26 protein-coding genes, 1 tRNA gene and 1 pseudogene are annotated in these 25,029 nt (G+C 38.4%); 4 read left to right on the top strand and 24 right to left on the bottom strand.

All coding sequences use genetic code 11. The features are described from left to right. Positions 1-4 precede the first annotated feature (4 nt). The 10 genes from C8P65_RS08665 to rho form a co-directional block, all read right to left on the bottom strand. The gene (locus C8P65_RS08665; protein ID WP_107782459.1) at positions 5-1,255 is read right to left on the bottom strand and encodes a dihydroorotase; all 1,251 of its coding nucleotides are present in this window, start codon (positions 1,253-1,255) and stop codon (positions 5-7) included. A gap of 125 nt (positions 1,256-1,380) precedes the next feature. Then, positions 1,381-1,902, bottom strand: coding sequence for a DUF7935 family protein (locus C8P65_RS08660; protein WP_107782458.1), 522 nt, complete (start codon positions 1,900-1,902; stop codon positions 1,381-1,383). A 2-nt stretch (positions 1,903-1,904) separates the two neighbouring features. Beyond that, a complete protein-coding gene (locus C8P65_RS08655; protein WP_314336400.1) occupies positions 1,905-3,320 on the bottom strand; it encodes a TlpA family protein disulfide reductase in 1,416 nt (471 codons plus the stop codon). Positions 3,321-3,420: 100 nt separating this feature from the next. Beyond that, on the bottom strand, positions 3,421-4,206 hold the full coding sequence (locus C8P65_RS08650; RefSeq protein ID WP_107782456.1) for a rhomboid family intramembrane serine protease: 786 nt from the start codon (positions 4,204-4,206) through the stop codon (positions 3,421-3,423). Further along, positions 4,203-5,309 carry a lipid-A-disaccharide synthase gene (gene lpxB, locus C8P65_RS08645; RefSeq protein ID WP_095914761.1) on the bottom strand — a complete coding sequence of 369 codons (1,107 nt, stop codon included), beginning with the start codon at positions 5,307-5,309 and terminating at the stop codon, positions 4,203-4,205. Before lpxB ends, C8P65_RS08650 begins: the two co-directional genes overlap by 4 nt. 8 nt (positions 5,310-5,317) lie before the next feature. Continuing rightward, on the bottom strand, positions 5,318-6,025 hold the full coding sequence (locus C8P65_RS08640) for a peptidylprolyl isomerase (RefSeq protein ID WP_107782455.1): 708 nt from the start codon (positions 6,023-6,025) through the stop codon (positions 5,318-5,320). A 2-nt stretch (positions 6,026-6,027) separates the two neighbouring features. Then, the gene (locus C8P65_RS08635) at positions 6,028-6,795 is read right to left on the bottom strand and encodes an alpha/beta fold hydrolase (protein WP_107782454.1); all 768 of its coding nucleotides are present in this window, start codon (positions 6,793-6,795) and stop codon (positions 6,028-6,030) included. Positions 6,796-6,807: 12 nt separating this feature from the next. Continuing rightward, entirely contained in the window at positions 6,808-7,401 is a 594-nt protein-coding gene (locus C8P65_RS08630) for a hypothetical protein (protein ID WP_107782453.1), read from the bottom strand. Positions 7,402-7,555: 154 nt separating this feature from the next. Continuing rightward, positions 7,556-7,640 (bottom strand) — tRNA-Ser (locus C8P65_RS08625). A gap of 135 nt (positions 7,641-7,775) precedes the next feature. Beyond that, complete coding sequence (rho, locus tag C8P65_RS08620) at positions 7,776-9,476, bottom strand: transcription termination factor Rho (RefSeq protein ID WP_107782452.1); 1,701 nt, start codon at positions 9,474-9,476, stop codon at positions 7,776-7,778. A gap of 313 nt (positions 9,477-9,789) precedes the next feature. Between rho and C8P65_RS08615 the strand changes: the two genes are divergently transcribed. Further along, positions 9,790-10,740, top strand: a complete 951-nt coding sequence (locus tag C8P65_RS08615) for a transketolase family protein (RefSeq protein ID WP_009393002.1) — start codon at positions 9,790-9,792, stop codon at positions 10,738-10,740. A 69-nt stretch (positions 10,741-10,809) separates the two neighbouring features. Here C8P65_RS08615 and C8P65_RS08610 read toward each other — a convergent pair whose 3' ends face one another. From C8P65_RS08610 to C8P65_RS08545, 14 genes are all read right to left on the bottom strand, one after another. After that, complete coding sequence (locus C8P65_RS08610) at positions 10,810-11,874, bottom strand: nucleoid-associated protein (protein WP_009393004.1); 1,065 nt, start codon at positions 11,872-11,874, stop codon at positions 10,810-10,812. A 28-nt stretch (positions 11,875-11,902) separates the two neighbouring features. Beyond that, positions 11,903-12,415: an IS1096 element passenger TnpR family protein gene (locus C8P65_RS08605; protein ID WP_107782451.1), complete on the bottom strand. Its 513-nt coding sequence runs from the start codon at positions 12,413-12,415 to the stop codon at positions 11,903-11,905. 59 nt (positions 12,416-12,474) lie between these two features. Then, positions 12,475-14,100 (bottom strand): AMP-binding protein, encoded by a 1,626-nt coding sequence (locus C8P65_RS08600; RefSeq protein WP_107782450.1) that lies wholly within the window; start codon positions 14,098-14,100, stop codon positions 12,475-12,477. A 31-nt stretch (positions 14,101-14,131) separates the two neighbouring features. Further along, positions 14,132-14,806, bottom strand: coding sequence for a tRNA (guanosine(37)-N1)-methyltransferase TrmD (gene trmD, locus C8P65_RS08595; protein WP_107782449.1), 675 nt, complete (start codon positions 14,804-14,806; stop codon positions 14,132-14,134). Between the two features lie 3 nt (positions 14,807-14,809). Continuing rightward, positions 14,810-15,490, bottom strand: coding sequence for a hypothetical protein (locus C8P65_RS08590; RefSeq protein WP_107782448.1), 681 nt, complete (start codon positions 15,488-15,490; stop codon positions 14,810-14,812). Positions 15,491-15,497: 7 nt separating this feature from the next. Then, positions 15,498-16,112 carry a thioredoxin family protein gene (locus C8P65_RS08585; protein WP_107782447.1) on the bottom strand — a complete coding sequence of 205 codons (615 nt, stop codon included), beginning with the start codon at positions 16,110-16,112 and terminating at the stop codon, positions 15,498-15,500. Positions 16,113-16,123: 11 nt separating this feature from the next. After that, positions 16,124-17,362, bottom strand: a complete 1,239-nt coding sequence (gene clpX / locus C8P65_RS08580; RefSeq protein WP_107782446.1) for an ATP-dependent Clp protease ATP-binding subunit ClpX — start codon at positions 17,360-17,362, stop codon at positions 16,124-16,126. After that, positions 17,362-18,021: an ATP-dependent Clp endopeptidase proteolytic subunit ClpP gene (gene clpP / locus C8P65_RS08575; RefSeq protein ID WP_009393020.1), complete on the bottom strand. Its 660-nt coding sequence runs from the start codon at positions 18,019-18,021 to the stop codon at positions 17,362-17,364. The genes clpX and clpP overlap by 1 nt, the downstream gene beginning before the upstream one ends. A gap of 109 nt (positions 18,022-18,130) precedes the next feature. After that, positions 18,131-19,456, bottom strand: a complete 1,326-nt coding sequence (tig, locus tag C8P65_RS08570; RefSeq protein ID WP_107782445.1) for a trigger factor — start codon at positions 19,454-19,456, stop codon at positions 18,131-18,133. A 97-nt stretch (positions 19,457-19,553) separates the two neighbouring features. Beyond that, on the bottom strand, positions 19,554-20,183 hold the full coding sequence (locus C8P65_RS08565; RefSeq protein ID WP_107782444.1) for a trimeric intracellular cation channel family protein: 630 nt from the start codon (positions 20,181-20,183) through the stop codon (positions 19,554-19,556). Between the two features lie 19 nt (positions 20,184-20,202). Continuing rightward, the gene (locus tag C8P65_RS08560; protein WP_107782443.1) at positions 20,203-20,865 is read right to left on the bottom strand and encodes a hypothetical protein; all 663 of its coding nucleotides are present in this window, start codon (positions 20,863-20,865) and stop codon (positions 20,203-20,205) included. Beyond that, a complete protein-coding gene (locus C8P65_RS08555) occupies positions 20,862-21,488 on the bottom strand; it encodes a hypothetical protein (RefSeq protein WP_107782442.1) in 627 nt (208 codons plus the stop codon). Before C8P65_RS08555 ends, C8P65_RS08560 begins: the two co-directional genes overlap by 4 nt. Before the next feature lie 31 nt (positions 21,489-21,519). Continuing rightward, positions 21,520-22,827, bottom strand: coding sequence for a tRNA (N(6)-L-threonylcarbamoyladenosine(37)-C(2))-methylthiotransferase MtaB (gene mtaB / locus C8P65_RS08550; RefSeq protein WP_107782441.1), 1,308 nt, complete (start codon positions 22,825-22,827; stop codon positions 21,520-21,522). Continuing rightward, positions 22,828-23,181 carry a hypothetical protein gene (locus C8P65_RS08545; protein ID WP_107782440.1) on the bottom strand — a complete coding sequence of 118 codons (354 nt, stop codon included), beginning with the start codon at positions 23,179-23,181 and terminating at the stop codon, positions 22,828-22,830. Between the two features lie 369 nt (positions 23,182-23,550). Between C8P65_RS08545 and C8P65_RS08540 the strand changes: the two genes are divergently transcribed. From C8P65_RS08540 to C8P65_RS08535, 3 genes and pseudogenes are all read left to right on the top strand, one after another. Then, positions 23,551-23,901 carry an immunity 51 family protein gene (locus C8P65_RS08540; RefSeq protein ID WP_107782473.1) on the top strand — a complete coding sequence of 117 codons (351 nt, stop codon included), beginning with the start codon at positions 23,551-23,553 and terminating at the stop codon, positions 23,899-23,901. A gap of 12 nt (positions 23,902-23,913) precedes the next feature. Further along, a pseudogene (locus C8P65_RS12410) lies at positions 23,914-23,994 on the top strand (VOC family protein); the annotation flags it as partial. A 57-nt stretch (positions 23,995-24,051) separates the two neighbouring features. Next, on the top strand, positions 24,052-24,996 hold the full coding sequence (locus tag C8P65_RS08535; protein ID WP_107782439.1) for an NAD(P)H-dependent flavin oxidoreductase: 945 nt from the start codon (positions 24,052-24,054) through the stop codon (positions 24,994-24,996). Positions 24,997-25,029: the final 33 nt, after the last annotated feature.

The raw sequence follows: 25,029 nt of genomic DNA, 5'->3' as shown, positions 1-25,029 counted from the left end.
TTTATTACTCATTCAATATCAATTGATTATTGGCTATTACCCCCAATACTTTCCCTTTCATAGTAGCTCCTATAAAGGCACTATTCTTAGAAGCCGAAAGTATGTCCTCTTTTGTGAATACTGAAGTACCTTCTGGGGTAAATAAGGTAAGGTCAGCCACTGTATTTACTGCTATAGGAGTAGTAGCTATACCGAAACGTTTACGGGCAGCTGTTAGCAGTGTTACCGCTCTTTCTACAGTAGTGTATTGGTTCAAAATACCCCATACGTTTTCCAGACCTATAGTACCAAAGTCAGCTAAGTCAAATTCTTTAAACTTAAGCTCTATATCTAACGGATTATGGTCTGAAGTCACAAAATCTATGACACCATTATCCACTGCTTTTCTCAGTGCAAGCACATTCTCTGCATCTCTTAGGGGGGGTAATACTTTATAATTAGTATCAAAACTATCGAGCACCTCATCTGTGAAGTGTAAATGGTGCATTGCTACACTGCAAGTTACATCTAAGCCTTTTGCCTTTGCTTCAGCTATAAGGGCTACCGACTTAGCTGTAGAAATGGTCGGAATATGCAATTTTCCTCCTGCATACTCTAATATCGATAAATCTCTCGCTACACATAATTCTTCTGCTAAAGCAGGAATACCTTTTAGCCCTAAGCGCGTACCCTCTATATGTTCGTTTACTACGCCTTTGCCCATTATCTTAGTATCGTTAGGAAACGAAATTACAATACCATCAAAGGGCTGAGTGTACTGTAGTGCTATTTTCAGCAGGTTGCTATTGCTTATAGGTTTCTTATAATCGCCAAAAGCCACTGCTCCAGCGCTTTGCATATCATATAACTCTGCCAAATATTCTCCTTTGCTCTCTACTGTCAGTGCCCCTATAGGGTAAGCTGTCGCTGCACAATAGCGTGTTTTATCTTTTATATAAGTTACGGCTGCCTTACTGTCAGTCACAGGGTGTGTAAGCGGATTAATAAGCAAATGTGTAAAGCCACTCTTCTCAGCAGTCAGCATACCATTAGCCAAGGTCTCTCTCTCTTCATAGCCTGGTTCGCCAAAGCATACACTACTGTCTGTCCAACCTTGCGACACATATGCATCGGCGATTACCTTATCTGCCTGCACTTCTCCAAGCTGGTCTGAAATATGTGTTATTGTTCCATCTGAAATCAATATGTCTTTCACTGTATTGTGAAATTCACTTTCTTTGTCAATAATTCTCGCTGACTTTAGGAGTATTTTCATAATGACTTTTACACTTTTAAATCTGAGGCAAATGTACAAAATAATTATGAATTACAACCCAAAAATTGCAATTAAAAATTATTTATTAAAAAAAGGCTCTCTGATTTTCTCAGAAAGCCCTTATCTTATCTCAAAAATTGACGTACTTCTTCTTTCAGATGGCTCAGTGCATTTGCCGAAGGGGTAGTCCTATCTATAAATTCCTTAAATACTGCCTCTACCATTTCAGGGGCATCTTTCACACTTTCATTATAAGCAGCCTTTCTTATCAGCTGTATGGTGGCTGCTTTAGCTGTGCGTATGATGTTCCACAAATTCGGACTTAAGTATATCTGCTGCGCCAAATTGTGCTCAAACTCTTGGTCTATAGTATTGGTGAGCAGTATTTCGTATTCTTTTTTAGTCAAATCACCAGGCGGAATACGCAAAAACAATTGTTGCGGAGTAATGCGCTCTAAGAATAGCGTCATTCGCTCATAGGCTTGCAGCTTAATAGGAAAAGTAAACTTATAAGTTTCCTGCTGAAGCAAAAACATCCGTTTGCGATCTTCATTCTCTATATGTATCCTGAAGAAGTAAAAAGCTACGGCTCCTACCACCAAGGCAGGAATACAATACATTACAAGAGTAATAATCTGGTCTATCATAGTTATGATTCTTTTGACAATAATATTTTTTCTAAGTTAGGACTAAAAATATCCTCAAATGCCGAGATAATACGTCCGTCTTTGTCTATTATTAGTGATTTATTGATGTTGTTTATCAAAATTTTCTGCGACAAGTCCATAAAGTTTATCGAATGATATTGGTCTGTCCAATCAGTATTCTGTACTTGTTTCTTCCACTGGGTCTTATCTTGCCCTATATCTATCCCTACAAACTTCACATCAGGAAAAAGTCGTTTGAGCTGCGAAATTCTATTAAATATTAAATTAGAAAGCTCTTGTTGGTTAACCGACCAAAAATAGTATATAGTGGTCACCTTAGGGTTCTGAATTTCCGAAAATTTAGTAGGTTCTCCTTTAGTGTTTATCAGGTCAAAATCTGGTGGCTGATTACCCGCTTGTAGAGCGATAACATTCCGAAATACTTTATCCAACTCTGCTTTGTGTTCGTTGTCTTTGTTGTACTTCGCAAATTTATTAAAGTAGTCTTTATATGCTCTATGTTCCTGTATATGAATATTAAAGATATAAGCGTATGCTGCATTGCGGTATAGGTTATCTCTCAAACTCCCTTTACTAAAAAGACTGTCTATAATTTTTATCTTCTCTAAATGAAAACCTAACTCTTGGCTTACATCTACTAAAGTATGTTTATTGTATGTATATTTAGTAAAAGCTAAGTTATTGATATACATTACCATATAGCGATAGTAGGGTCTGAAGTACTCTAAGAAAGTATCGTTATAATTAATACGCTTTCTGTAATCGTAAAAATCTTCTGGCAGTACACAATTCAGCGGTACATTATCTTCACTCTGATATACAAACGGATATATTTCCATTTCTTTGTAAAGAGGGAAAGTAGCACTCACTAAGGCTAAGTCTTTCGCTTTCTCCGAAAGTGTCGGATTCACTTTCACGAAAGCCTCATACTCATTTTTCTTTAGTTGGTACAGCGAATCAATTTTCTCTTTATAAAGGTTCGGCGGCAATGATTGGTATTTTTTAAAAAGATCTGCTTCTCTTCGTGCTTCGTTTGCTTGAACCAATATGAAGTTATTAATCGCTGCCCCTCTTCCTGAAAATGAGATACTCTCATCAAAATTATAAGCATTGGCATATACTACCAAGCTATCATTCGGCTCTATGAATACGTACTGAAATTTTCCTTTCGTTTCAAAATTGTACAGCTGACTCTCTTTTATTTTAAGATTAAAGATAAAATTCTTATCTTTATCTAAATAAACTGTGTCAATAGGTGTATCATTAGCATACAAAACGACAGAGGGATCTTTAGAGTTAGGAAAAAATCCTCTGAGCACAGTACATTCGATATTCTCTTCTTTACAAGAGATTACCACTAACATCGAGCTTAATATTAAGGGTAGTTTTCTAAACATCATTAATTTCAATTATCATTCACCGATGCAAAGGTACGAAAAAAATAATTCATATATGTTAAAATTTTGTTAAAAATATTCTGTTAGCAAAAAATTAACATTACATATCATTTTCTTTACTAGCTTCAAATAAGAATTTCTTCTCTTTATCAGTTAGGCTGGCATAGCCACTAGCATTTATTTTATCTAACAATTGGTTGATGCGGTGCTGCTTCACTTTTTGTCTTTCTGGTTTGTTAGGTTTCATTTCTGGCATCTCTACGCGCATACGCTTACGACTCCAAAGCTGGTATTTTGCGATTACTCCCACTATTATTCCTGCTATAATTCCTCCTAAATGAGCTATTTTTCCTCCCGAGTTAGCCGAAAAATCAAATAAGTCAAAAAGTATAATAGCCCCTAACAGATACAATACTTTTACTCTGAGCGTAAATATATACACTCCGTATGAAGGAGTTACGGTCGCTATAAAAGCAAAAACACTTATAATACCTGCTGAAGCGCCTAATAACATAGTATTACCAACTGAAGCGGACAAAAAATGACCTAAAACTAAAAAAGCAGCTCCTCCTACCAGTACCCCCCATATATAAGCAGCTAAAAATTGCTTTATATTGAATAGATTGAAGAATATGCGCCCCGTGAAAAACAGAAAAAGCATATTCCAAAATAGATGAGAGAGGCTTACGTGATAAAAAGCATATGAAAACAATGTCCAAGGGCGTTCTAAGTATAAACTTAGCGAATAAGGTACACATACCCAACTATTGAGTTCTGCCTCTTCTATCAACCCTGAAAGCGTGACGACTTTCGCTAAAGCAAATAACACCACATTTAGTAGGAGCAAAATATCTGCAATATTGATATAATAACCTTTCAGTCTCATTTCTTTACTATTAAGGCAGCGGTTTTTTCACTGGCTCCCTCTCCCCCTAATTTTTCACGCAGTAGTACATAGTCTTTAAATATCTCGTAGCGGCGCGTATAGGTAGAAAGTTTGTCAAGCTCTTTTTCTAAGTTCTTCTTAGTGAGGTCTCCTTGTATAAGCTCAGTAACTACAGGCTTATCCATTATTAGGTTTACTAACGAAATGTATTTCAGCTTAATAATCCGTTTAGCAATGTGGTAAGATAGCCAACTACCTTTGTAGCAAACTACTTCAGGCACGTTTAGTAAGGCTGTTTCTAAGGTGGCAGTACCGCTGGTTACTAAGGCAGCGTATGATACCGACAGCAGGTCGTAGGTCTTACCGCTTACGAAGTGTACATTTTCTTCTTTTATAAATTGCTGATAAAATTCATAATCTATTGAGGGGGCTCCTGCTATCACAAACTGATACTGATGATAATCATCTACTACCGAAAGCATTATTTTCAGCATCTTAGCTATCTCTTGCTTTCTACTACCGGGTAGCAAAGCTATAATAGGACGACTGTCTAAACCGTTTTCACTCTTAAATGTTTCTGCATCTACCTCTTCACGCTGCGCTATAGCATCTAATAGAGGGTGACCTACAAAATGTACAGGATATTGATGCTTTTGCTCGTAAAAGGCTTTTTCAAAAGGTAATATCACATACATAAAATCCACATCTCGTTTAATTGCCTTTATCCTATTCTCTTTCCAAGCCCATATTTGGGGCGATATATAGTAGTGGGTAGGGATATGCTGTTGCTTAGCCCATTTAGCTATGCGCATATTAAACCCTGGGTAATCTATAAAGATGAGTACATCGGGCTTAAAGTTAGCTATATCTTTTTTGCAGTAGTCTATATTCTTAAGTATGGTACGCAGATTAGTAAGCACCTCCCAAAACCCCATAAAAGCGAGTTCTCGATAGTGTTTTACCAATGTACCGCCTACCTTAGCCATTCGGTCACCTCCCCAAAAACGAAAATCAGCTGCTGGGTCTTTGTCAAGTAGGGCTTTCATAAGGTTTGCTCCGTGTAGGTCTCCCGATGCTTCTCCCGCTATAATATAATACTTCATAAGATATGCTATTTGTTAAGTATAATTACTTTCATCTTGATGTCTTTTTTAGGCCAGTCATCTCTGCCTTCAGTCTCTACCTGATTGATTTTATCAGCCACTTCCATACCCGCAATTACTCTTCCAAAAGCGGTATATTTACCATCTAAATGATAAGCACCTGGCTTCTGTACCACTATAAAAAATTCGTATGGCGAAGCAAACTGGTGTGGATTGTCTATATCACTGCTGGGCATCGACACAGTACCTCTGTGGTGCTTAAACCCTTTTTTAGTATCAGGGGGCAAAAGATAAGCCCCAATAGCGGCACGACGTCTGCTAATATCCCAACTTTCCGAATTACCTCCTTGTATTACAAAATTCTTTACCACTCGGTGAAAAACAGTCCCATCAAAGTATTTTTGCTTAGTTAGGAATATAAAATTCGCACGGTGATAAGGCGTTTCATTAAATAACTCAATATCAATATTGCCATAGTCAGTAATGATACGCACATAACGCTCTTTGTGTTGTTTTTCGTATTCGTACAAAAAGGGTATAGCCGTATCTGTGGTAAGGGTTTTAGTAAAAGTAGCAGCCTCTTCAGCAGCAGACTTTGCTTGAGTAGTATCCTTTTGTATAACGGCTGTAGTACTTTTTGCAGTCTGTGTCGATTGTTGGGTAGGCTCAGTACAAGCTATTATTAACACACTGATTAGTAATAAGAACGTTTTCATAATTAACTCATAAAGTGGCGCAAGGCCTCTAAGGTTTCTTGTTTGTTTTCTATATATGACAGATGTCCCCCTGACAGCAAACTATAGCTTGCCCCTACCCTATCGGCTATTGCTATCATAGCCTCATAAGGTATCAACGCATCATTTTCCCCCATAATAATATGCTTTTTAGCCTGCAATTGCTTAAAGACTTCTGTGCGGTCAGGACGTTCCTTCATTCCAAGCGAGGCAGCTGCTATACCCTCATTAGGGGTAGCCAAACCGATTGCCACCAATTTTTCTAAATCTGCTTGCATTGTTAGTCTATTGGTCTCGCTAAAAAGATTAGTTACAGCAGTGCGTACAAATAGGTCCTTCTGTTTCTCAATCACCTTTAGCACACGGTCTCTATTAGCTTTTTTCTCTTCTGAATCGGGTAGCGGAGTAGAGTTCATTAGTATCAAACCAGCTACTTTCTCAGCAAAAAGTTCTGCAAATGCAAGCGCTACATAACCTCCCATCGAGTGACCTACTAGCGTACAAGTACTTACGGCTTCCTTTTGCAGGATAGTATACACCTCTTCCGCCATACGCTCCATAGTATGTACTGGGGCGATAGTGGGCGTTTTGCCGTGCCCTAATAAGTCTATGGTTATCACACAATAATCATCTGATAGTCTATCAGCTAAATCTTTCCATATACTGTGGTCTTCTAAAAACCCGTGCAGAAAAACAATAACTTTAGCCTTACTATTTCCTTGCTTTGTATAAAAAAAATGTTCCTCTGTCATAACAAACCCAAATTACCTCCAATTTACATCCAAATCTTTGAAAAACATTTTAGTTCTAAATTTTCCATCTAATGAATAACTCTTGTCGCTATTATCAGCATTTATACGCACTAATTTAATCGTAGTAGGAGTTCCATTTTCAAAATTTTCATTATAAGTGAAAGCTATTTTCATTTTAGTTGGCACCTCAAAAGTTAGTTCTTTTTGTATTTCTGATTTAGTATAGTTTGTATTAATTGTATTTCCTTCTAAATCTACAATATTAGATTCGTGAACATAAAAACTTCTATCATTAACTTTAGCCTCAAACAAAAAAGTTACATAAATAGTCTTTTCTTCTAAAACACCTTCTATTTTAGTTATTTTTGCGTTAACACCATCTGCTTCTACTTCTTTTATAGGTTTGTTTACCTCTAAAACTTTTTTAAGGTAGTCTCTTTGCTCTTCTAAAGCTACTTTCTGAGCTTTTAAAGAACTATTCTCAGCCTTTACAGTTACCAATTCTTCCCTAACAGATAGAATTTCCTTTTTTAAATCATTACAATTCGTTTGTCCATAGCTTAAAGCTACACAAGATAGAGCTAAAGATAAAATTACTTTTTTCATTTCTAACTATTTTTTATTCCTATTTGTTTTTGACTTTTTAATCCGTGCATTCCGTGCTAGTATAAGACTTCTAAGACATCTTGCTGCCTTACCGCACAAAAAAGAAAAAAGACTAAAACAGGTATCCCCATTTTAGTCCATTTTTGCTATTCTGCGGAGAGAGAGGGATTCGAACCCCCGGAGGTGTTACCCTCAACGGTTTTCAAGACCGCCGCATTCAACCGCTCTGCCATCTCTCCAATTGCACAAACATATTGTTGTTTCATTTATGCGGGTGCAAAGGTACAACTATTTTTATTATCTGCAAATTTTTCAGCAATTATTTTTCAAATATTTTTTATAAAATTTTATAAACTACTGTATATCAATAATTTTTAATTATTCATTGTCGCCAAAAACTCTTGATTATTCCGCGTTTGTTTCATCTGTTTCTCCATAAACTCCATCGCTTCTATCGGATTCATCTCCGCCAAATACTTGCGCAACACCCACGTACGGTTCAGCGTATTTTCATCTAATAATAGGTCATCACGACGTGTAGAAGAAGCCATTAGGTCTATGGCAGGAAAAATACGGCGGTTAGCTATACGCCTATCTAACTGTAGTTCCATATTGCCAGTTCCTTTAAATTCTTCAAAAATCACCTCATCCATCTTCGAACCCGTATCCGTAAGAGCTGTAGCTATAATTGATAGCGACCCTCCGTTTTCTATATTACGCGCTGCCCCAAAAAAGCGTTTAGGTTTGTGTAGCGCATTGGCATCTACCCCTCCTGTAAGCACCTTACCCGAAGCCGGTTGCACCGTATTATAAGCACGTGCCAAGCGAGTTATCGAGTCGAGCAGAATTACCACATCGTGACCGCATTCTACCAATCGTTTTGCCTTTTCTAATACTATATTGGCTATTCTTACGTGTTCACTTGCCTCTTTATCAAAAGTTGATGAGATAATTTCTCCCCTTACACTGCGCTGCATATCAGTCACCTCCTCAGGGCGTTCGTCTATAAGGAGCACCATCAGGTACACTTCAGGGTGATTCTTACTGATAGCATTAGCGATGTCTTTTAGCAACATCGTTTTACCCGTTTTAGGTTGCGCCACTATCATACCGCGCTGCCCTTTTCCTATGGGGGCAAATAAGTCAATTAGGCGTGTTGAAATAGTTGAACCTCTACCTGCTAACTCAAATTTTTCATTAGGAAAAAGAGGCGTAAGATGCTCAAAAAGTACCCTATCACGCACCACTTGTGGGTCAAGACCGTTAATCTTAATCACTTTTAACAGCGGATAGTATTTTTCTCCTTCTTTAGGCGGACGTACCTCTCCGTGCACTGTATCACCGGTTTGCAACCCAAATAAGCGTATTTGCGAGGGCGAAACATAAATGTCATCTGGCGATGCTAAATAATTATAGTCCGAAGAACGCAAAAAGCCATACCCATCAGCTGTAATATCAAGTACTCCTTCGCAATCTACCACGCTATCAAACTCAAAATCAGGAGCTCTATAGCGATTTTTCTTCTCTTTGTCGAAGTTATCAGCATCAACTACATAATTATTGTTAGGATTGTAATTAGCAGCAGGAGCAGCTGCTTTAGGAGGGGTGTTAGTGTTTTGTGAAGTATTTTTCTTCTGAAAAGACGGTTTATAGTCCCCTTTATTTTCTTCTTCTGGTCTAACTGACTTACTAACAGTTGTTTTGACAAAATTCTCTTGATTAGAACTTCCTACTTTTTGCGGAACTTCTATTTTCTTTTTTCCACCTTTCTTTTTAGCTTCTGGTTGGGGTTTAGCCTCTGATTTAGGGGTAGGTTTAGATTCTGATTTGGCTTCCGGTTTGGCTTCTGATTTAGATGCTGACCTAGTTTCTGATTGACTATCAGCGGCTACTACAGTTTTCTTAGGGGTATCTTCCTGAGGAAAAGGCGTTTGTCCTCCTTTCTCCTGAAAGGCAATAATCTGATTTATAAGGTCTAACTTATTCAGATAGCGATACTTAGGTACATTTAGCTGCTGAGCTATAGCCTGTAGTTCAGGAAGCTTTTTTGTTTTTAACTCTACAAAGTTGAACATTTTATGTAAAAATAGTTGTTATTAAAGTAAATGATTTTTTAGTAGACATTTTTTATTTTGAAAGTATAAAGTAATGGTAAGAGGTATTAAAATCGGGCGCAAATATACAAATTAATTATGAAATAGCAACTAATAAGGCTATATTTTTCCACCATACCTTTACTTTAGATATACCTACACCGAAGGATGAGCGAAGGATAAGCGAAAAATAAGCGAAGGAAAGTCGGCGAGCAATATTTCTCAATTTACTAATTTGCTAATTTGCTAATTATATATTACCTTTGCGCCTAAATTGATTATCATTATTATAACAATGAAAAAATATATTGATACAGGAAAAAAAGATACCCGAAGTGGGTTCGGAGCTGGCTTAGCTGAGCTCGGTCGTACTAACCCCAATGTGGTAGCCCTCTGTGCCGACCTTATTGGCTCTCTCAAAATGGAAAAATTTATTGAAGAGAACCCTACACGCTTCTTCCAAATTGGCATTGCCGAAGCTAATATGATGGGCATTGCTGCCGGACTTACTATCGGAGGCAAAATCCCTTTCACAGGTACTTTTGCTGCCTTCTCTACCGGACGCGTATACGACCAAATACGCCAATCGATAGCCTATTCTAATAAAAATGTGAAAATATGTGCCTCTCACGCAGGTCTTACCTTGGGCGAAGACGGAGCTACTCACCAAATATTAGAAGACATCGGGCTGATGAAAATGCTTCCTAATATGGTGGTTATCAATCCTTGCGACTATAACCAAACCAAAGCAGCTACCCTTGCTATTGCCGATTATGTAGGGCCAGTTTACCTGCGTTTTGGCAGACCTGCAGTAGCCAACTTTACACCTGAAGACCAAAAGTTCGAAATAGGAAAAGGTATATTGCTCAATGAAGGTACTGATGTTACTATTATAGCTACCGGACACTTAGTGTGGGAGGCTCTATTAGCTTGTGAGGAGTTAGAGCAAAAAGGCATCTCTGCTGAAGTAATCAACATTCATACTATCAAGCCTTTAGATGAAGATATAATTCTTAAATCAGTAAAGAAAACCAAAGCAGTAGTTACCTGCGAAGAGCACAACTATTACGGAGGCTTAGGCGAAAGCGTAGCACGTGTACTCACCCAGCATTACCCTGTTCGTCAGGAGTTTGTTGCTGTAAACGATTCTTTCGGTGAAAGCGGCACCCCAGCTCAACTGATGCAAAAATACGGATTAGACAAAGATGGCATTATTAAAGCGGTACACAAAGTACTTCAAAAATAAGTATAAAAAAACGACAAACGATAAATCTTGAAGATTTATCGTTTGTCGTTTATCATTTGTTATCAATTATTACTCCTTGTTTTTCTGTTCTTTATTGAAATACACTAAGTAATAGTACATCTGCTTCTCTTCGTCCCAACCCTTCTCTATAAACTTATCTGCCGATTCAGGATTGATAAAATCCATACGTATCTGTATATTCGTATCCAAGTCTATCACATTTTTAATCTTCTTGCGCACATCCGATACGGCTTTATTAGCTATTGGAAAACTTGACACATCTTCTATCTGATACTTAGGCCCTTTCTCTACTTTATAGTGCTTAAACTCTGGTATAAACTCTGGATTGTCAAACACTTCATTTACAAATGAGGTTTCTTCAAAATCATCATTTTTAGCAAAGTAATTAATAGCCCTATTCATAAAAAGTACTTCTTCTTTCTTATCTTCTGCCGGTAGAATAACATCTTTAGCAAAATCCTGACTAAACTTCAAGTACTTTTTAGTATAAAAGTTATCATCGATTAGGGCATCTACATTCAGAAAGTTTTCAAGCCAATACTTAGTATCATAGCGATTACTATCTACTGATAGTATTTTATATCCTTCTTCCTTATTGGTGTTAAAAATAATACAGCCTTTGTCTAATTTCTGAATATTTACCCCTTCCTGAATAATAATTTCTAATTGGTTAGGTTGCTCTTCAAACTGAAAAAAGCTATTCTTCACTTCCGATTTGAAAATACCCACTGCTTTCACTTTTTCATTATCTAAGTAAGTATCGTGTAGTAGGGCTACATATACCTCTCCGCTCTTTATATGCGGGTGATTAGATTGGTTATAGAGGTGCTGTGCTATCTTTTTCGACTGCTGATGAATACAACTCTCATCTTCAAAAATAGGAGTCACCAACTGATAAAGTTCGTTAAACTCTACATCAGCATCGTGTACAAATCTAAAGTAATTTTCTTCTTTCTCTCTAAAAGGTTTAAAAAAATATTCTTTTAGCAAACCTATAATTTCATCATTCAGTGCATAAGGACTTTCTGATAAGAAAAGAGGTTCTCCCTTACTCTGATTACCTACTCTATGCACCGAAAGTGTTTCAATATTAGTGGTATATAAATTTAGCATAGTTTTTTACTTATTACCTATTAGCTTATTATCGATAGTAGTCATCTTCTGAAAAACTTTCGTAGTCTTCTTCGTCTATATCAAAGTCATTAAACTCATCGTCAAACTCATTAAAATCGTCAGCTACAAATGATTTTTCAGGAGCTTCAGCTGGAATAGTACCGTGGGCATACACTACTGTAGGGTATGATACCCCTGCTTCTTCTTCATCTACCTCTACTAATTCTACAAAAAATGTCCACATTTGCATAAAATCATAGACATATAGCAGTTTAGGTTCGTCTTCATTTACTACTGAATCAATAGTAGTCTCTTCCATTAAGCGTATTTCTCCACTCTCTGAAAGGTCAAAAAGGGTTATTTCCTCTCCTTGATTCCAATCCTCATCTGTAAGGTAAAAAGAAGCCATCTCATCTCCTGCAAAACCAAATGATTGGTTTATCACATTGTGAAAATCTTCTAAGGTAGCCTCTCCTTGAATCATAATGTCTCTAAAGACATCTTCTTTTACATCGAGTATTACTCTAAATTTGTATACCATTTTCTTCTTTTTTAGATAATTATATGGTTGATATATTAATTGTCAGATCAAAATTTTGTCTAATCTTCTAACTGTAGTCCAAGCTCTTCAGCGGCTATTTCGCGCATTTCTACCTTGCGTATTTTACCTGAGATAGTCATCGGAAACTCATTAACAAACTTCCAATAACGCGGCACTTTGTAGTGCGCAATACGGTCTTTGCAGAAGTTGCGTAACTCTTCTTCAGTTAGGGTAACCCCCTCATTAGGTTTTATCCATGCCATTACTTCCTCGCCAAACTTCTTACTTGGTACGCCAATTACTTGGGCATCCATCACTCCTTCATAAGTATATAAGAAGTCTTCTATCTCTTTAGGTGATATATTTTCTCCTCCCCTGATAATGAGGTCTTTTATACGTCCTGAAATGTGTATATAGCCGTCTTCATCCATCATTGCGAGGTCGCCTGAGTGCATCCATCGCTGTTCATCTATTACTTGTGCGGTAGCTTGCGGACTGTTCCAATACTTTAGCATCACCGAGTAACCTCGTGTACATAACTCACCGCTCTCGCCACGTGGTACAATAGCTTTAGTCTCTGGATTGATAATTTTTATCTCTAAGTGGTCTTGTATAGTACCTACTGAATGTATTTGTTTTTCAAAAGGCGCTCCTATTCTTGTTTGGGTAGAAACTGGTGAAGTTTCGGTCATTCCGTAGCATATTGTTATCTCGTGCATATTCATCTGCTCTTTCACTCGCTTCATAATCTCTGGCGGACATAAAGCTCCTGCCATCACACCTGTACGCAAACTCGACAGGTCATAAGGATGGCGATCTAAAGTATATAATTCTGAGATAAACATAGTAGGCACTCCGTACAAAGAAGTACAACGCTCGCGTTCTACTGCCTCAAGAGTTTTAGTAGCGTCAAAACTATCATTAGGAATAACCATTGTAGCACCGTGTGCCGTACAGCACAAGTTACCTATTACCATACCAAAACAATGATAGAAAGGTACTGGTATACACACCCTATCTTTATCAGTATAGTTCATTCTAACGCCTATAAAATAAGCATTGTTAAGTATATTGTGGTGTGTTAGCGTTACGCCTTTAGGGTTGCCCGTAGTACCCGAAGTATATTGTATATTTACAGGGTCGTCAAATTGTACTTTAGCTTCGTATGCCTGCAATTTTTCATCTGATACTTTCTTACCTTGAGCTAAAAAGTACTCCCAACTCTCTCCCCAATAGACTTCTTTGCGCAAAGTATCAGTAAACTCTCGCGCATCGTCTATCATCTTTTTATAATGGCTTGTCTTAAACTGTATAGCAGAAAATATGTATGACAAGCCAGATTGGTTAATAACATATATCAACTCACTGGTGCGATATGCGGGATTGATATTTACCATTATAGCACCTATTTTGGCCGTGGCATACTGTAGCAATGTCCATTCATAGCAGTTAGGCGACCAGATACCTACACGGTCTCCTGTCTTTACTCCTAAAGCTATTAATCCTTTAGCTACTGCAGTTACCTGCTCATAAAACTCTGTATAAGTGGCTCTATAATGCTGATACGCTGATATAAGTGCATCATTATTAGGAAACTTAGCCACTGTTTTCCGAAGATTTTCGTCAATAGTTTCTCCTAATAGCGGTATATTAGAAGCTCCATTCGTGTAAGATAGTTTTTTCATTGGTTGTGTCATTTTTTAATGTTTTTTATCTTTATTTCAGCAGGTCTGGCCTTCTTTCTTTAGTGCGCTGGTAAGCCATTTCTTCTCGCCATTGTTCTATTTTAGAAGTATTGCCACTCGTGAGTACCTCTGGCACTTCCCATCCTTTATAGTTCGCCGGACGTGTATAAACAGGTGGTGCTAATAGATTATCTTGAAAAGAGTCGGTAAGAGCTGAAGTCTCATCAGAAAGCACCCCTGGTATAAGTCTGATAACAGCATCGCACAATACTGCTGCTCCAAGTTCACCTCCTGAAAGCACATAATCGCCTATAGAGATTTCTTTGGTAATAAAATGGTCGCGTACGCGCTGGTCTACCCCTTTAAAGTGCCCACAAAGAATAATTAGGTTTTCTGATAGCGATAGCTTATTAGCTGTTTTCTGTTGCAGTGTTTCGCCATCAGGAGTCAGAAATATTACCTCATCATAATGGCGCTCTGTTTTTAGTGCCGTGATACATTTATCAATAGGCTCTATCATCATCACCATACCAGCGCCTCCACCAAACTGATAGTCATCTACTTGGCGATAAGCATTGTTAGCATAATCGTGCAAATTATGAAAATACACCTCTACCAACTGCTTATCTATAGCGCGCTTGATGATAGAATAGTCAAAAAAACCTTTTATCAGTTCGGGTACTACCGAAATAATATCAATGCGCATTAATTATCTGTGTTTGTTAATTTCGTCTTGCAATTGGCGGCGTACTTTCTGCTCGCGTTCAATAGCTGCTTTGCGGTAGTTCTCGTACTCCTCTTGCAATTCGTTTAGGTCATTTATAGATTTTTTTGTTACTACATTACCATTAGAGAATTTGTAGATATAAAGCACCAATAACGATGCCAAAGCCAATACGATACCCCACATAATAGTATTGTATAGCCCTTTAGATACTAAAGCACCAAAGAAACTCACACTGTCTTTTTGATCTTTAGTTTGGTCGAGAGCCGCTTGTATCTCTGTTATTTTATCGTTGAGCTCTTTTATGGTAGCTTCATTTTCTTTTACTTTTTGCTTTTCAGCTACTAATTGCGAACGCACTCCGTTGATGCTGTCAGTCATACTGCGCTGAAAGGCAGCCAATTTACCTCTGTCTAACATCTTGAAGTTCTGCCAAGCCCCCGATCTGTCTATCAGTTGCTGAAACACCCCTTCTAAGGTAGTAGGTTTAGCTTCTTCTACCGGAGCAACAGCGGTCTGGGCAGTATATGCATTTTGGTTAGTCTGTACTGATTGCGTTGTGCGTACGGACTGTTGTACGGGTTCTGATACAGTAGTTGTATTAGTCTCTTGTGCGTTGGCTGTGATAGCTACTAAAGCACCTAAAGCTATTATTATTTTCTTCATACACTTATTATTTTTCGGTTAAGATAGATTGCATTATAGCTATAAAATCATCTACGATAGTAGCCCCTTTATCTTGGTTGTACCATCTCTGAAGATTTTCTTTAAATTCAGGAGTCAGCTTGCCATTTTTGGCTTTTTCTTCAGCTACCATTTGGGTAGCCACTGAAGGACGAGACCCCCAACGAGCTAACACCTTATCCTGCAAATCTAAGAATATCACTATAGGGATAGCCTTACCTCCATTGGTCAGAAACTCATTCATTAACGCTTCATTTTCATCACGAAATACTATTTTCATCGTGATTTTAGGGTTCAACTCGGCTATCTTATGCACCACTGGCAAAATCTGTGCCGCATCACCACACCAAGTCTCTGTTATCACCAATAAGCAAATGCTATTAGGATAATTCTTAAAAAAAGCCGCTTTATCTTCTGCTATCTCAATAGTTTTATCAAGTCGTTTATAGCGTTTCTGGTTTAGAGCGGTATAGTGTATCAGTTCTTCAGTCTGTTCTACCCCACTGCTTTTGCCCTCAGCCTCATACTTGTCTATCAAATTCCGATAGGTTTCATAGCTGATAGCTTTTAGCATACTCTCGCGTATAATAGATGTTAGTTCCATAGTTGTTATTGTTATGAGGCAATTTGCAATGCCGATTTGTTTAGTTTCTCTTCTGCGTATTCCTTAGTAACGGTTAGATTTTTAACACCCGAATTAGGAAGTTCAAACATAGCATCAGTTAGGATATTCTCGCATAACGAACGCAAACCTCGTGCCCCTAATTTGTATTCTAAAGCTTTCTCTACTATAAAGTCAAGGGCTTCCTCTGTTATCTCAAATCTTATGCCGTCCATCTCAAACAGTTTTTGGTACTGTTTAATGATAGCATTCTTAGGTTCAGTAAGTATCATTCTAAGCGTGTGTCTATCTAACGGATTCATATAGGTAAGCACAGGCAAACGACCTATAATTTCAGGTATCAAACCAAAGTCTTTCAGATCTTTAGGAATGATATACTGCACTAAGTTTTTGCGGTCTATATGGGTGTTTTTAGAGGAGTTATAGCCTACTGCCTGCATATTCAGGCGCTTAGATATCACGCGCTCTATACCGTCAAAAGCTCCACCTGCTATAAAGAGAATATGCTCGGTATTTACCTCTATATACTTCTGGTCAGGGTGCTTGCGACCTCCTTTAGGGGGTACATTCACTACTGAACCCTCTAAAAGTTTAAGCAAAGCTTGCTGTACGCCCTCACCCGAAACATCACGGGTAATAGACGGATTATCGCTCTTGCGCGCTATCTTGTCTATTTCATCTATAAATACGATACCTCTTTCGGCTTTAGCTACATCATAGTCTGCAGCTTGTAGCAGACGGCTAAGAATGCTCTCTACATCTTCGCCTACATAGCCGGCCTCAGTCAGTACGGTAGCATCTACTATAGCAATAGGTACATTCAGCATTTTGGCAATAGTACGGGCTACAAGGGTTTTACCTGTACCGGTCTCTCCCACCATTATCACGTTGCTCTTCTGTATTTCTACCTCGTCATCTACGTTAGGCTGTTGCAAACGCTTGTAGTGGTTATACACCGCTACTGATAGTATTTTCTTAGTAAAATCTTGTCCTATAACATATTGGTCGAGAAAACGCTTAATTTCTTGAGGCGTTTTCAGAGATATTTCTACATTCGTAGCTTTTTTATCTTTGTTTTTTTCGTGTTTCAGAGCCTCCTCAATAATGATGTTAGCCTGATCTACACAAAAGTTGCATATATTACCCCCCATACCTCTGATAAGTATCTCGGTTTCGGGTTCAGAACGCCCACAGAATGAGCAAAATTCTATTTCTTCTTTCTTTTTAGCCATTATTTTCTTTCTAATACTTCATCTATCATACCATACTCTTTAGCCTCGCGTGCTATCATCCAGTAGTCGCGCTCTGAGTCTTTATACACCTTAGCAAAAGGCTGTTTGCTGTGTTTGGCTATGATTTCGTAAAGTTCATTTTTGAGCTTCAACATCTCTTTTAGGTTGATTTCCATATCGCTCGCTACCCCTTGCGCTCCTCCTGAGGGTTGGTGTATCATCACGCGCGAATGTGGCAAAGCAGAACGTTTGCCTTCAGCTCCTGCACATAGCAGTACTGCTGCCATCGAAGCGGCTATACCTGTACAGATAGTAGCTACATCGGGTTTGATAAACTGCATAGTATCATAGATACCTAAACCGGCGTATACACTACCACCGGGCGAGTTGATATATATCTGAATATCTTTGCCGCTATCTACACTCTCTAAGAAAAGAAGCTGAGCAGTTACTATATTGGCTACTTGGTCATTTACATCTGTACCAAGAAAGATGATTCTATCCATCATCAGACGCGAAAACACGTCCATTTGTGCTACATTTAGCTGGCGTTCCTCCATAATATAAGGCGTCATACTACCTACTATTTTATCGTAGTAAAGACTGTTCACACCGTGCTGTTTAATAGCATATTTTCTAAATTCGTCTGTTAAATTCACGTTCTTTTAATTATCAATTTAATTATTAAAAGTCCAAAATTGTCAATACAACAAAATACTCGGTGGTTACTGACAATTTTGGACTGGTAATAGTTTGTGTTTTTATGTATTATTCTGGGAATGCTAATTTGATAAACTCATCAAAAGTAACTTTCTTAGTATTAATAGCTGCATTTTCTTTGTAGAAAGCTATCAATTTCTTAAATACTACTTGTTGCTGAATGCGTTGTACTTCTTCGCGGTTTTTCAATATTCTATCCAAAATACTATCTACTTGAGCATCATCATCTGCTGGCATACCATATTGCAATAGTTGCGCTTTGATGTACTCTCTACCAAACTCTTTTATCTCTTCATTGGTAGGATGTAGATTGTTGTCGTTCATTATTTTAGATTCAATAAGCTGATAACGCAATCCTCTTTCTGAACGTTCGTATTCTTCATTAGCTTCTTGCTCAGTAAGTTCTTTTTCACCTGCTGTGCGTAGCCATTTTTTCAAGAAAGTAGCTGGCAAATCAAACTTAGTATTATCTACCAAATAATCAGTCACTGTGTTTAAGAAGTGCTGGTCTGCTTGTTCGTTAAACTGTAGTTCAGCACCTTCTTTTATCTTAGCGCGCAATTGCTCTTCAGTAGTTACACTACCGTCAGGGAATAGTTTAGAAAACAAATCAGCATCTAAAGCTGCTTTTTCGCGTTCGTTTATCTCTTCCAAAGTAAAAGTAACTTCTACATCTAAATGATGCGCCTCATCGTGCGATACTTTTAAGTAGTGCATTAGGCTGTGTGCATCTTCAAAAAGTCCTTTGGTTTGTAGTTGAAACTGATCGCCTACTTTTTTGCCTATAAAGGTTTTGCGCACTTCAGGACTTAGGTCAGTAAGTTTAAAAGTAGCTTGACTTTCAATATTCTTTTCTTCGTTGAAGAAAGTACCTGTTAGCTCTATATCTTCGCTATCGAGTACTTCGCCTTTTGATACCAATTTGCCGAATTGTTTCTGAATGCGCTCAATTTGTTTATCGATTTGTGGCTCATCTACCTCTATTTCATAGCGCAAAATACCTTCAGCTGGTTTTAAGTTTACTTCAAAAGTAGGAGCTAAGCCTATCTCAAACTGAAATTGGAAGTCATCAGCTTCTATATCGATGTCTTTTACTATCGGAAGAGGATTGCCGAGCATACCAATCTTTTCTTTGTATATATACTCGTTTAGGCTACGATTAGTGATTTCGTTTATTTCATCAAATTTGATAGCCTTGCCAAACTGTCTTTGAATCATACCCATTGGCACGTGTCCTTTTCTAAAACCAGGCACATTGGCTGTTTTGCGATAGCGATTAAGTGTTTTCTCTACATTTTCAGCATAATCACTCTTTACGATATCTATCGTAATCACGGCGTTTAAAGCATCTTTTTGCTCTCTACTTATGTTCATTTTTTAAAAAATATTTTATCTTAATTATTTCAGCTTGCAAAGATAATACTTTTAGCTGAAATATGCAACAATTCATTAATAATTAACATTTCACCCTTTAAAACTTAGGCAATTCCCAATGGTATTTTAGCGACAGCAAACGCACGCTAATCACTACCATTATTGTGATGAATACCACTAAGTTATGATTCATCAATCCATTGATTAGGAAATAGACAGTACCCCCTGCAATACAAGCGGTAGCGTAAATCTCTTTGTGGAAAAGGGCAGGCAGTTTGTTTGCCAATATATCGCGAATTACCCCTCCGAAGCTACCTGTCATAGTACCCAGAATTATAGCTATAGTAGGCGATAGCCCAAATCGCAAGGCTTTCTCTATCCCTATAATAGTAAATACCCCTAACCCAATCGTATCGAAGAGCATTAGCGATTTACTCCAGTGTTCAGAGAACTGTTTCCTGAAGATAACAGTTAGCACCACACTGATAATTATCATCAGTATATACGTTAGGTTGTTCATCCAGAATACAGGTATACTGCCTATCATAATATCGCGCAGAGTACCCCCTCCTACCCCTGTAACAAAGGCTAAGATAAGCATACCAAACACGTCCATACGGCGCTCTAAGCCTACTAATACCCCCGACACGCCAAAGACTGCTGTACCAATTAAATCCCACAGATATATCTGATCTATCTGCGATAAAGTGTCTATAAAATTATCCATATCAATTGTGATTTTTGAATTATCTATTATTGGTTACCACTTGTGTTAGCTGCCAAGTGTTGCCTACCGGCACAAATACCAATATTTGGTGGGTATCGGTATGCTCACAGCACACACTATCAGGGTAATAGGTAAATGTGTAGGTCTGCAATTCATCTATAGGCAGAGTGAGCAACTCCTCTTCAGTAGTGACTATACTACCGTCTTTTTCTACCGAAAAGCTCATCAGATACTCGCCCACGTGTTGCTGCCTAAAGGCTATATCAGCGGCAAACTGTTTAAAGAAAGCAGGAAACTGCCGTGGCTGTTTTGCTTGTTGCAGTCGTTGTTTTTCTACTTCTTTATAAGGCACAAGGCTATCGGCTTTTGCTTCTAAAAAGATAGCCTTACAATCGTTTTTATCTACCCAGAAAGTGTACAACTGCTTTTCTACAAAAGGTGCTTTAGTAAGAAGTCTAAAGCGATAGTAAGTCTTATCAGCCTGCTGCACACTGTCTTGCTCCCAATAAAGGCGATCTTTGCCCATAAGGCGCTCTACTTGCTTTATTTTCTCTTGTACTTCCACAAGAGCTTCTACTTTTTCCTTAGCTGCTTGTCTATCACAAGATTTTTTGAAGCTAACAATAGGGTTATTGCAAGAAAAAAGCAGCAGAGATAAGGTAATTGTTAAAAGAATTTTCATCTTTCAGATATTACTTTTACTTTATAATCCAACTTATCTACATCTATATTTTCAGGAATTATAGGCAAAGTATCCATCTTTTCAAAAAACAATTCATAGCCACACTTACTCTCAAAAATATCAGGTTCATTTACATCTAAGAAGCCTAATACTTTTACCCCGTAATTACCTGCTGGAATATCAAATCTATCTCCTGTGTCTCCATTTAATTCTACACCTTCTACAGGGGGTTGAGGATTTAGGCTCTTTCCTGTAGCAAAATCAGAATAATTACTTTCGTAATCCCAACTCATTATCATATAGATATCTTCTACAGCTAACCTTCCGCTTTTTACTTGTAGAGGTAATAAGACTTCATTTTTAAAAACTACCCATTCGGTAGGGATTTCACTTTTGGGAGTTGTATTTATGAGTATTTCATAATCAAAAGGTTCTATATTATAGATAGGTAGTAATATTCCTCGTTGGATACTTTCCTCACCTATTGCAGGGTTATTGATGAAGTATTTCAGTAAATCATCATCTTCTATACCTTTTTCGAGTAGGAACTCTTGTAGTACTACTGGATCGAAGAGTACAAACCCAGGGAATTCTAACATTAATTCTGTTTTATAGTGTGCCATTGTTGTTTTATTATTTTCTCATTCTTTTACTTTACACAAACTCAAACCGCACCATTCCATCAACATCAATTTTGGTAAGCTTTACTTTATGAAGGGTATTGACTAAAGCAGGATCCCACGGAGCTTTTACCTTTACGTAGTTCTCAGTAAAACCGTGTATATAGCCCTGCTTGTTGTCGCTTTCAAAAAGTACAGTCTTCTCTTTGCCTAACTGACTTTCGTAGAAAGCATTGCGTTTCTTTGCCGAAAGTCCGCGTAGCATCTTGCTGCGCTTAGCTCTTACCTCATCAGGTACAACTCCGTCCATAAGCACTGCCTCAGTGTTATCGCGCTCCGAATAAGTGAATACGTGCAAGTACGAAATATCTAAATCATTCAAAAAGTAATACGTCTCTAAGAAATGCTCATCGGTTTCCCCAGGGAAGCCGACTATCACATCTACCCCTATACAGGCATCAGGCATCACCTCGCGTATTTTGGCTACCCTACTCACATACAGTTCGCGTAAGTAGCGACGCTTCATTTTCTTAAGGATTTCATTGCTACCACTCTGCAGCGGAATATGAAAGTGTGGCACAAAACTATTCGATTGGGCTATAAAGTCGATTGTTTCGTCTTTGATGAGGTTAGGTTCTATAGACGAGATGCGCAGGCGCTCTATCCCTTCTACCTTATCAAGGGCTTGTACCAACTCCAAAAAGGTGTGTTCGTGCTTCTTATTACCAAACTCTCCTTTGCCGTAATCGCCTATATTTACCCCTGTGAGTACTATTTCTTTGATGCCTTTATCTGAAATCTTTTTGGCATTGCTCAATATATTCTCAATGGTATCACTGCGCGAAATACCCCTTGCCATCGGTATAGTACAATAGGTACACTTATAATCGCAGCCGTCTTGCACCTTCAGGAAAGCGCGTGTGCGGTCGCCAATAGAGTAACTCCCTACGTAGAAGTCGGTTTCGGCTATCTCGCAAGAATGCACTACCCCCTCGTTATTCTTCGTAAGGTCGTCTATATATTGGGTGATGTTAAACTTTTCTTTTGCGCCTAACACTAAGTCCACCCCGTCTACCGAGGCGAGCTCTTCGGGTTTGAGCTGGGCATAACAACCCACTGCCGCCAAAAACGCCTTGGGATTAGTTTTCAGCGCTTTGCGTACTATCTGCTTAAACTGTTTATCGGCATTTTCAGTTACCGAACAAGTATTTATAACGTATATATCGGCTGGGTCTTCAAAATCAACGCGTATGTAGCCGTCCTCTTCAAAGCTACGCGCTATGGTAGAGGTCTCGGCAAAGTTGAGTTTGCAACCCAAAGTGTAGAATGCTACTTTCTTCATCTAAAAAAAATCTCTATCTAAAAAGTATTGTACAATGGCTTTTTTCATCAGTATCGTCTGTTCGCCAGGTTTTAGGGGAGGCAACTCTTGTACTAAGCGGTAATGAGGCCATCCATCAGGGTCAGTAAACTCATAGCTGTAGTAGCCAAAAGGCTCTAAGAGTTTACAGATAGCTATATGCATAAGGTCTACTTTTTCGTCCTTTTGGTAGGTACGACCCAATTGCCCTAACTCTTGTACGCCAATAAGGTAAATAATAGTATCTACCTGAAGGGGTTCACCTTCTGAGAAAGTATCAGATAGGCGTTTGACTATCTCGTCCCAACGGGCTTTGAGCAAGTCGTGTTCTGTCATAATTCTTATTTTGGGCGCAAAGATACAAACTTTAGTCAATTTGTCAATCTTTTTCACTTTTCATTAAGTATTTCTCAATAATATCTTGAGTATAGATTGAATATAGAAAGAGTATAGGAAGAGTATAGACAAAACAAAAAATCATCGTTGTCAAATTGACAATAAAAAGAAAAAAACATTGCGAATAATGCAATTTCAATCTTTATAACTCACCTGCTGTTCATTGCTGATTTTGTTTATTGAGTAATTATTAGTATATTTGCCACGTTTTAGCTTTGGTTTTATTTGCAATAAAAGGTTCTTACTTTATTTATGAATTGCAGTAAAATAGCTAATGTTAATAATAAACAAATCAATAAATTCACTAATATGAGTACATCATTTAAAGAACAAATCGCTCCTTTTCGTTGGGTTGACCACGATAACAAAAGTTATTCGGTATGTTTAGACGTAGGGGGCTGGAAAGATGAGATTTTTGAAAGCCGAAGAGATGAGGGGTTTGAAGGGAATGGCTATGATTGGGGTTCATTAGCGTTAGTATTCCTCGAAGAAATGAAGCCTGCTTTAAAAGAGTTTATTAACTTCGACCCTGAGGGAAGTATGTTTTGTGCTTACTCATCGAATGCTGATGCTCTAAAGGAATTTGCCGTTTCGTTTAAAGAGGCTTGCGAAGATGAGGCTCTTATTAATGACCTTTTCTCGAGAGCTGAACTAGACTAAAGTCGATTTTATATGAGACAGAAATTAACCTTAATTACTTTAGGCGTTCGCAACTTTCAGAAAGCTCTTAGTTTTTATGAAGGGTTAGGTTGGCTTGCTTACAACCCTTTTTGGGAGTTTGACACAAATGGCAGTCTTAAATTATAGAAAATGAAAACACGTATTACAGAACTTTTTGGTATTCAATACCCTATTATTCAAGGAGGTATGATATGGGCAAGCGGTTGGCGGTTAGCGGCGGCTGTCAGCAATGCCGGCGGATTGGGTCTGTTAGGGGCTGGCTCTATGCACCCTAAAACCCTTACAGAGCATATACGCAAATGCAAAGCGGCTACTGATAAACCTTTTGGGGTAAATATTCCTATTATGTACCCCGAAATGGACAAGGCAATAGAGGTAATTTTGCGCGAGGGGGTAAAGGTTGTTTTTACCTCTGCAGGCAATCCGGCTACCTATACTTCGCTATTGCAAAAAGAGGGTATAAAAGTAGCGCACGTGGTGAGCAGTAGTAAGTTCGCCCTCAAAGCACAAGCGGCTGGCGTTGATGCTGTGGTTGCTGAAGGCTTTGAGGCTGGCGGACATAATGGTCGCGAAGAAACAACCACTATGGTGCTTATCCCTGCCGTGCGGCGAGTGCTAGACATTCCACTAATTGCTGCTGGCGGAATAGCTACCGGCAGTGCGATGTTGGCTGCTATGGCTTTAGGGGCTGAGGGCGTGCAAGTAGGGAGTCGGTTTGTAGCCACTGCCGAGGCGTCCGTACACCCTGCTTTCAAAGAAAAGGTGGTTGCTGCAGGAGAGGGCGATACTGAACTCACCCTGAAAGAGTTAGCCCCTGTGCGTTTACTAAAGAATGGCTTTTATCAGCAAGTAAAAGACCTTTATAACACCCAGCAAGCTACCATTGCTAACCTACAAGCCTTGGTGGGCAATAGGCGTACCAAGCGAGGAATGTTTGAGGGCGATATAGCTGAAGGAGAATTAGAGATAGGACAGGTAGCGGCACTAATAGACAAGGTGCAGACCGCTAAAGAGGTGATTGACGAGATGGTAGCCGAATACAAAGCCTCTTTAGCAAGGGTAAATACATTTTAATTTTGGTAATTAGCAAAAATGTAGTACCTTTGT

Origin of the sequence: Capnocytophaga leadbetteri (assembly GCF_003054025.1) — a bacterium.
Taxonomy (GTDB): domain Bacteria; phylum Bacteroidota; class Bacteroidia; order Flavobacteriales; family Flavobacteriaceae; genus Capnocytophaga; species Capnocytophaga leadbetteri.
The sequence above is the reverse complement of the archived record's forward strand: the minus strand, read 5'-3'. Positions and strand labels throughout refer to the sequence as shown.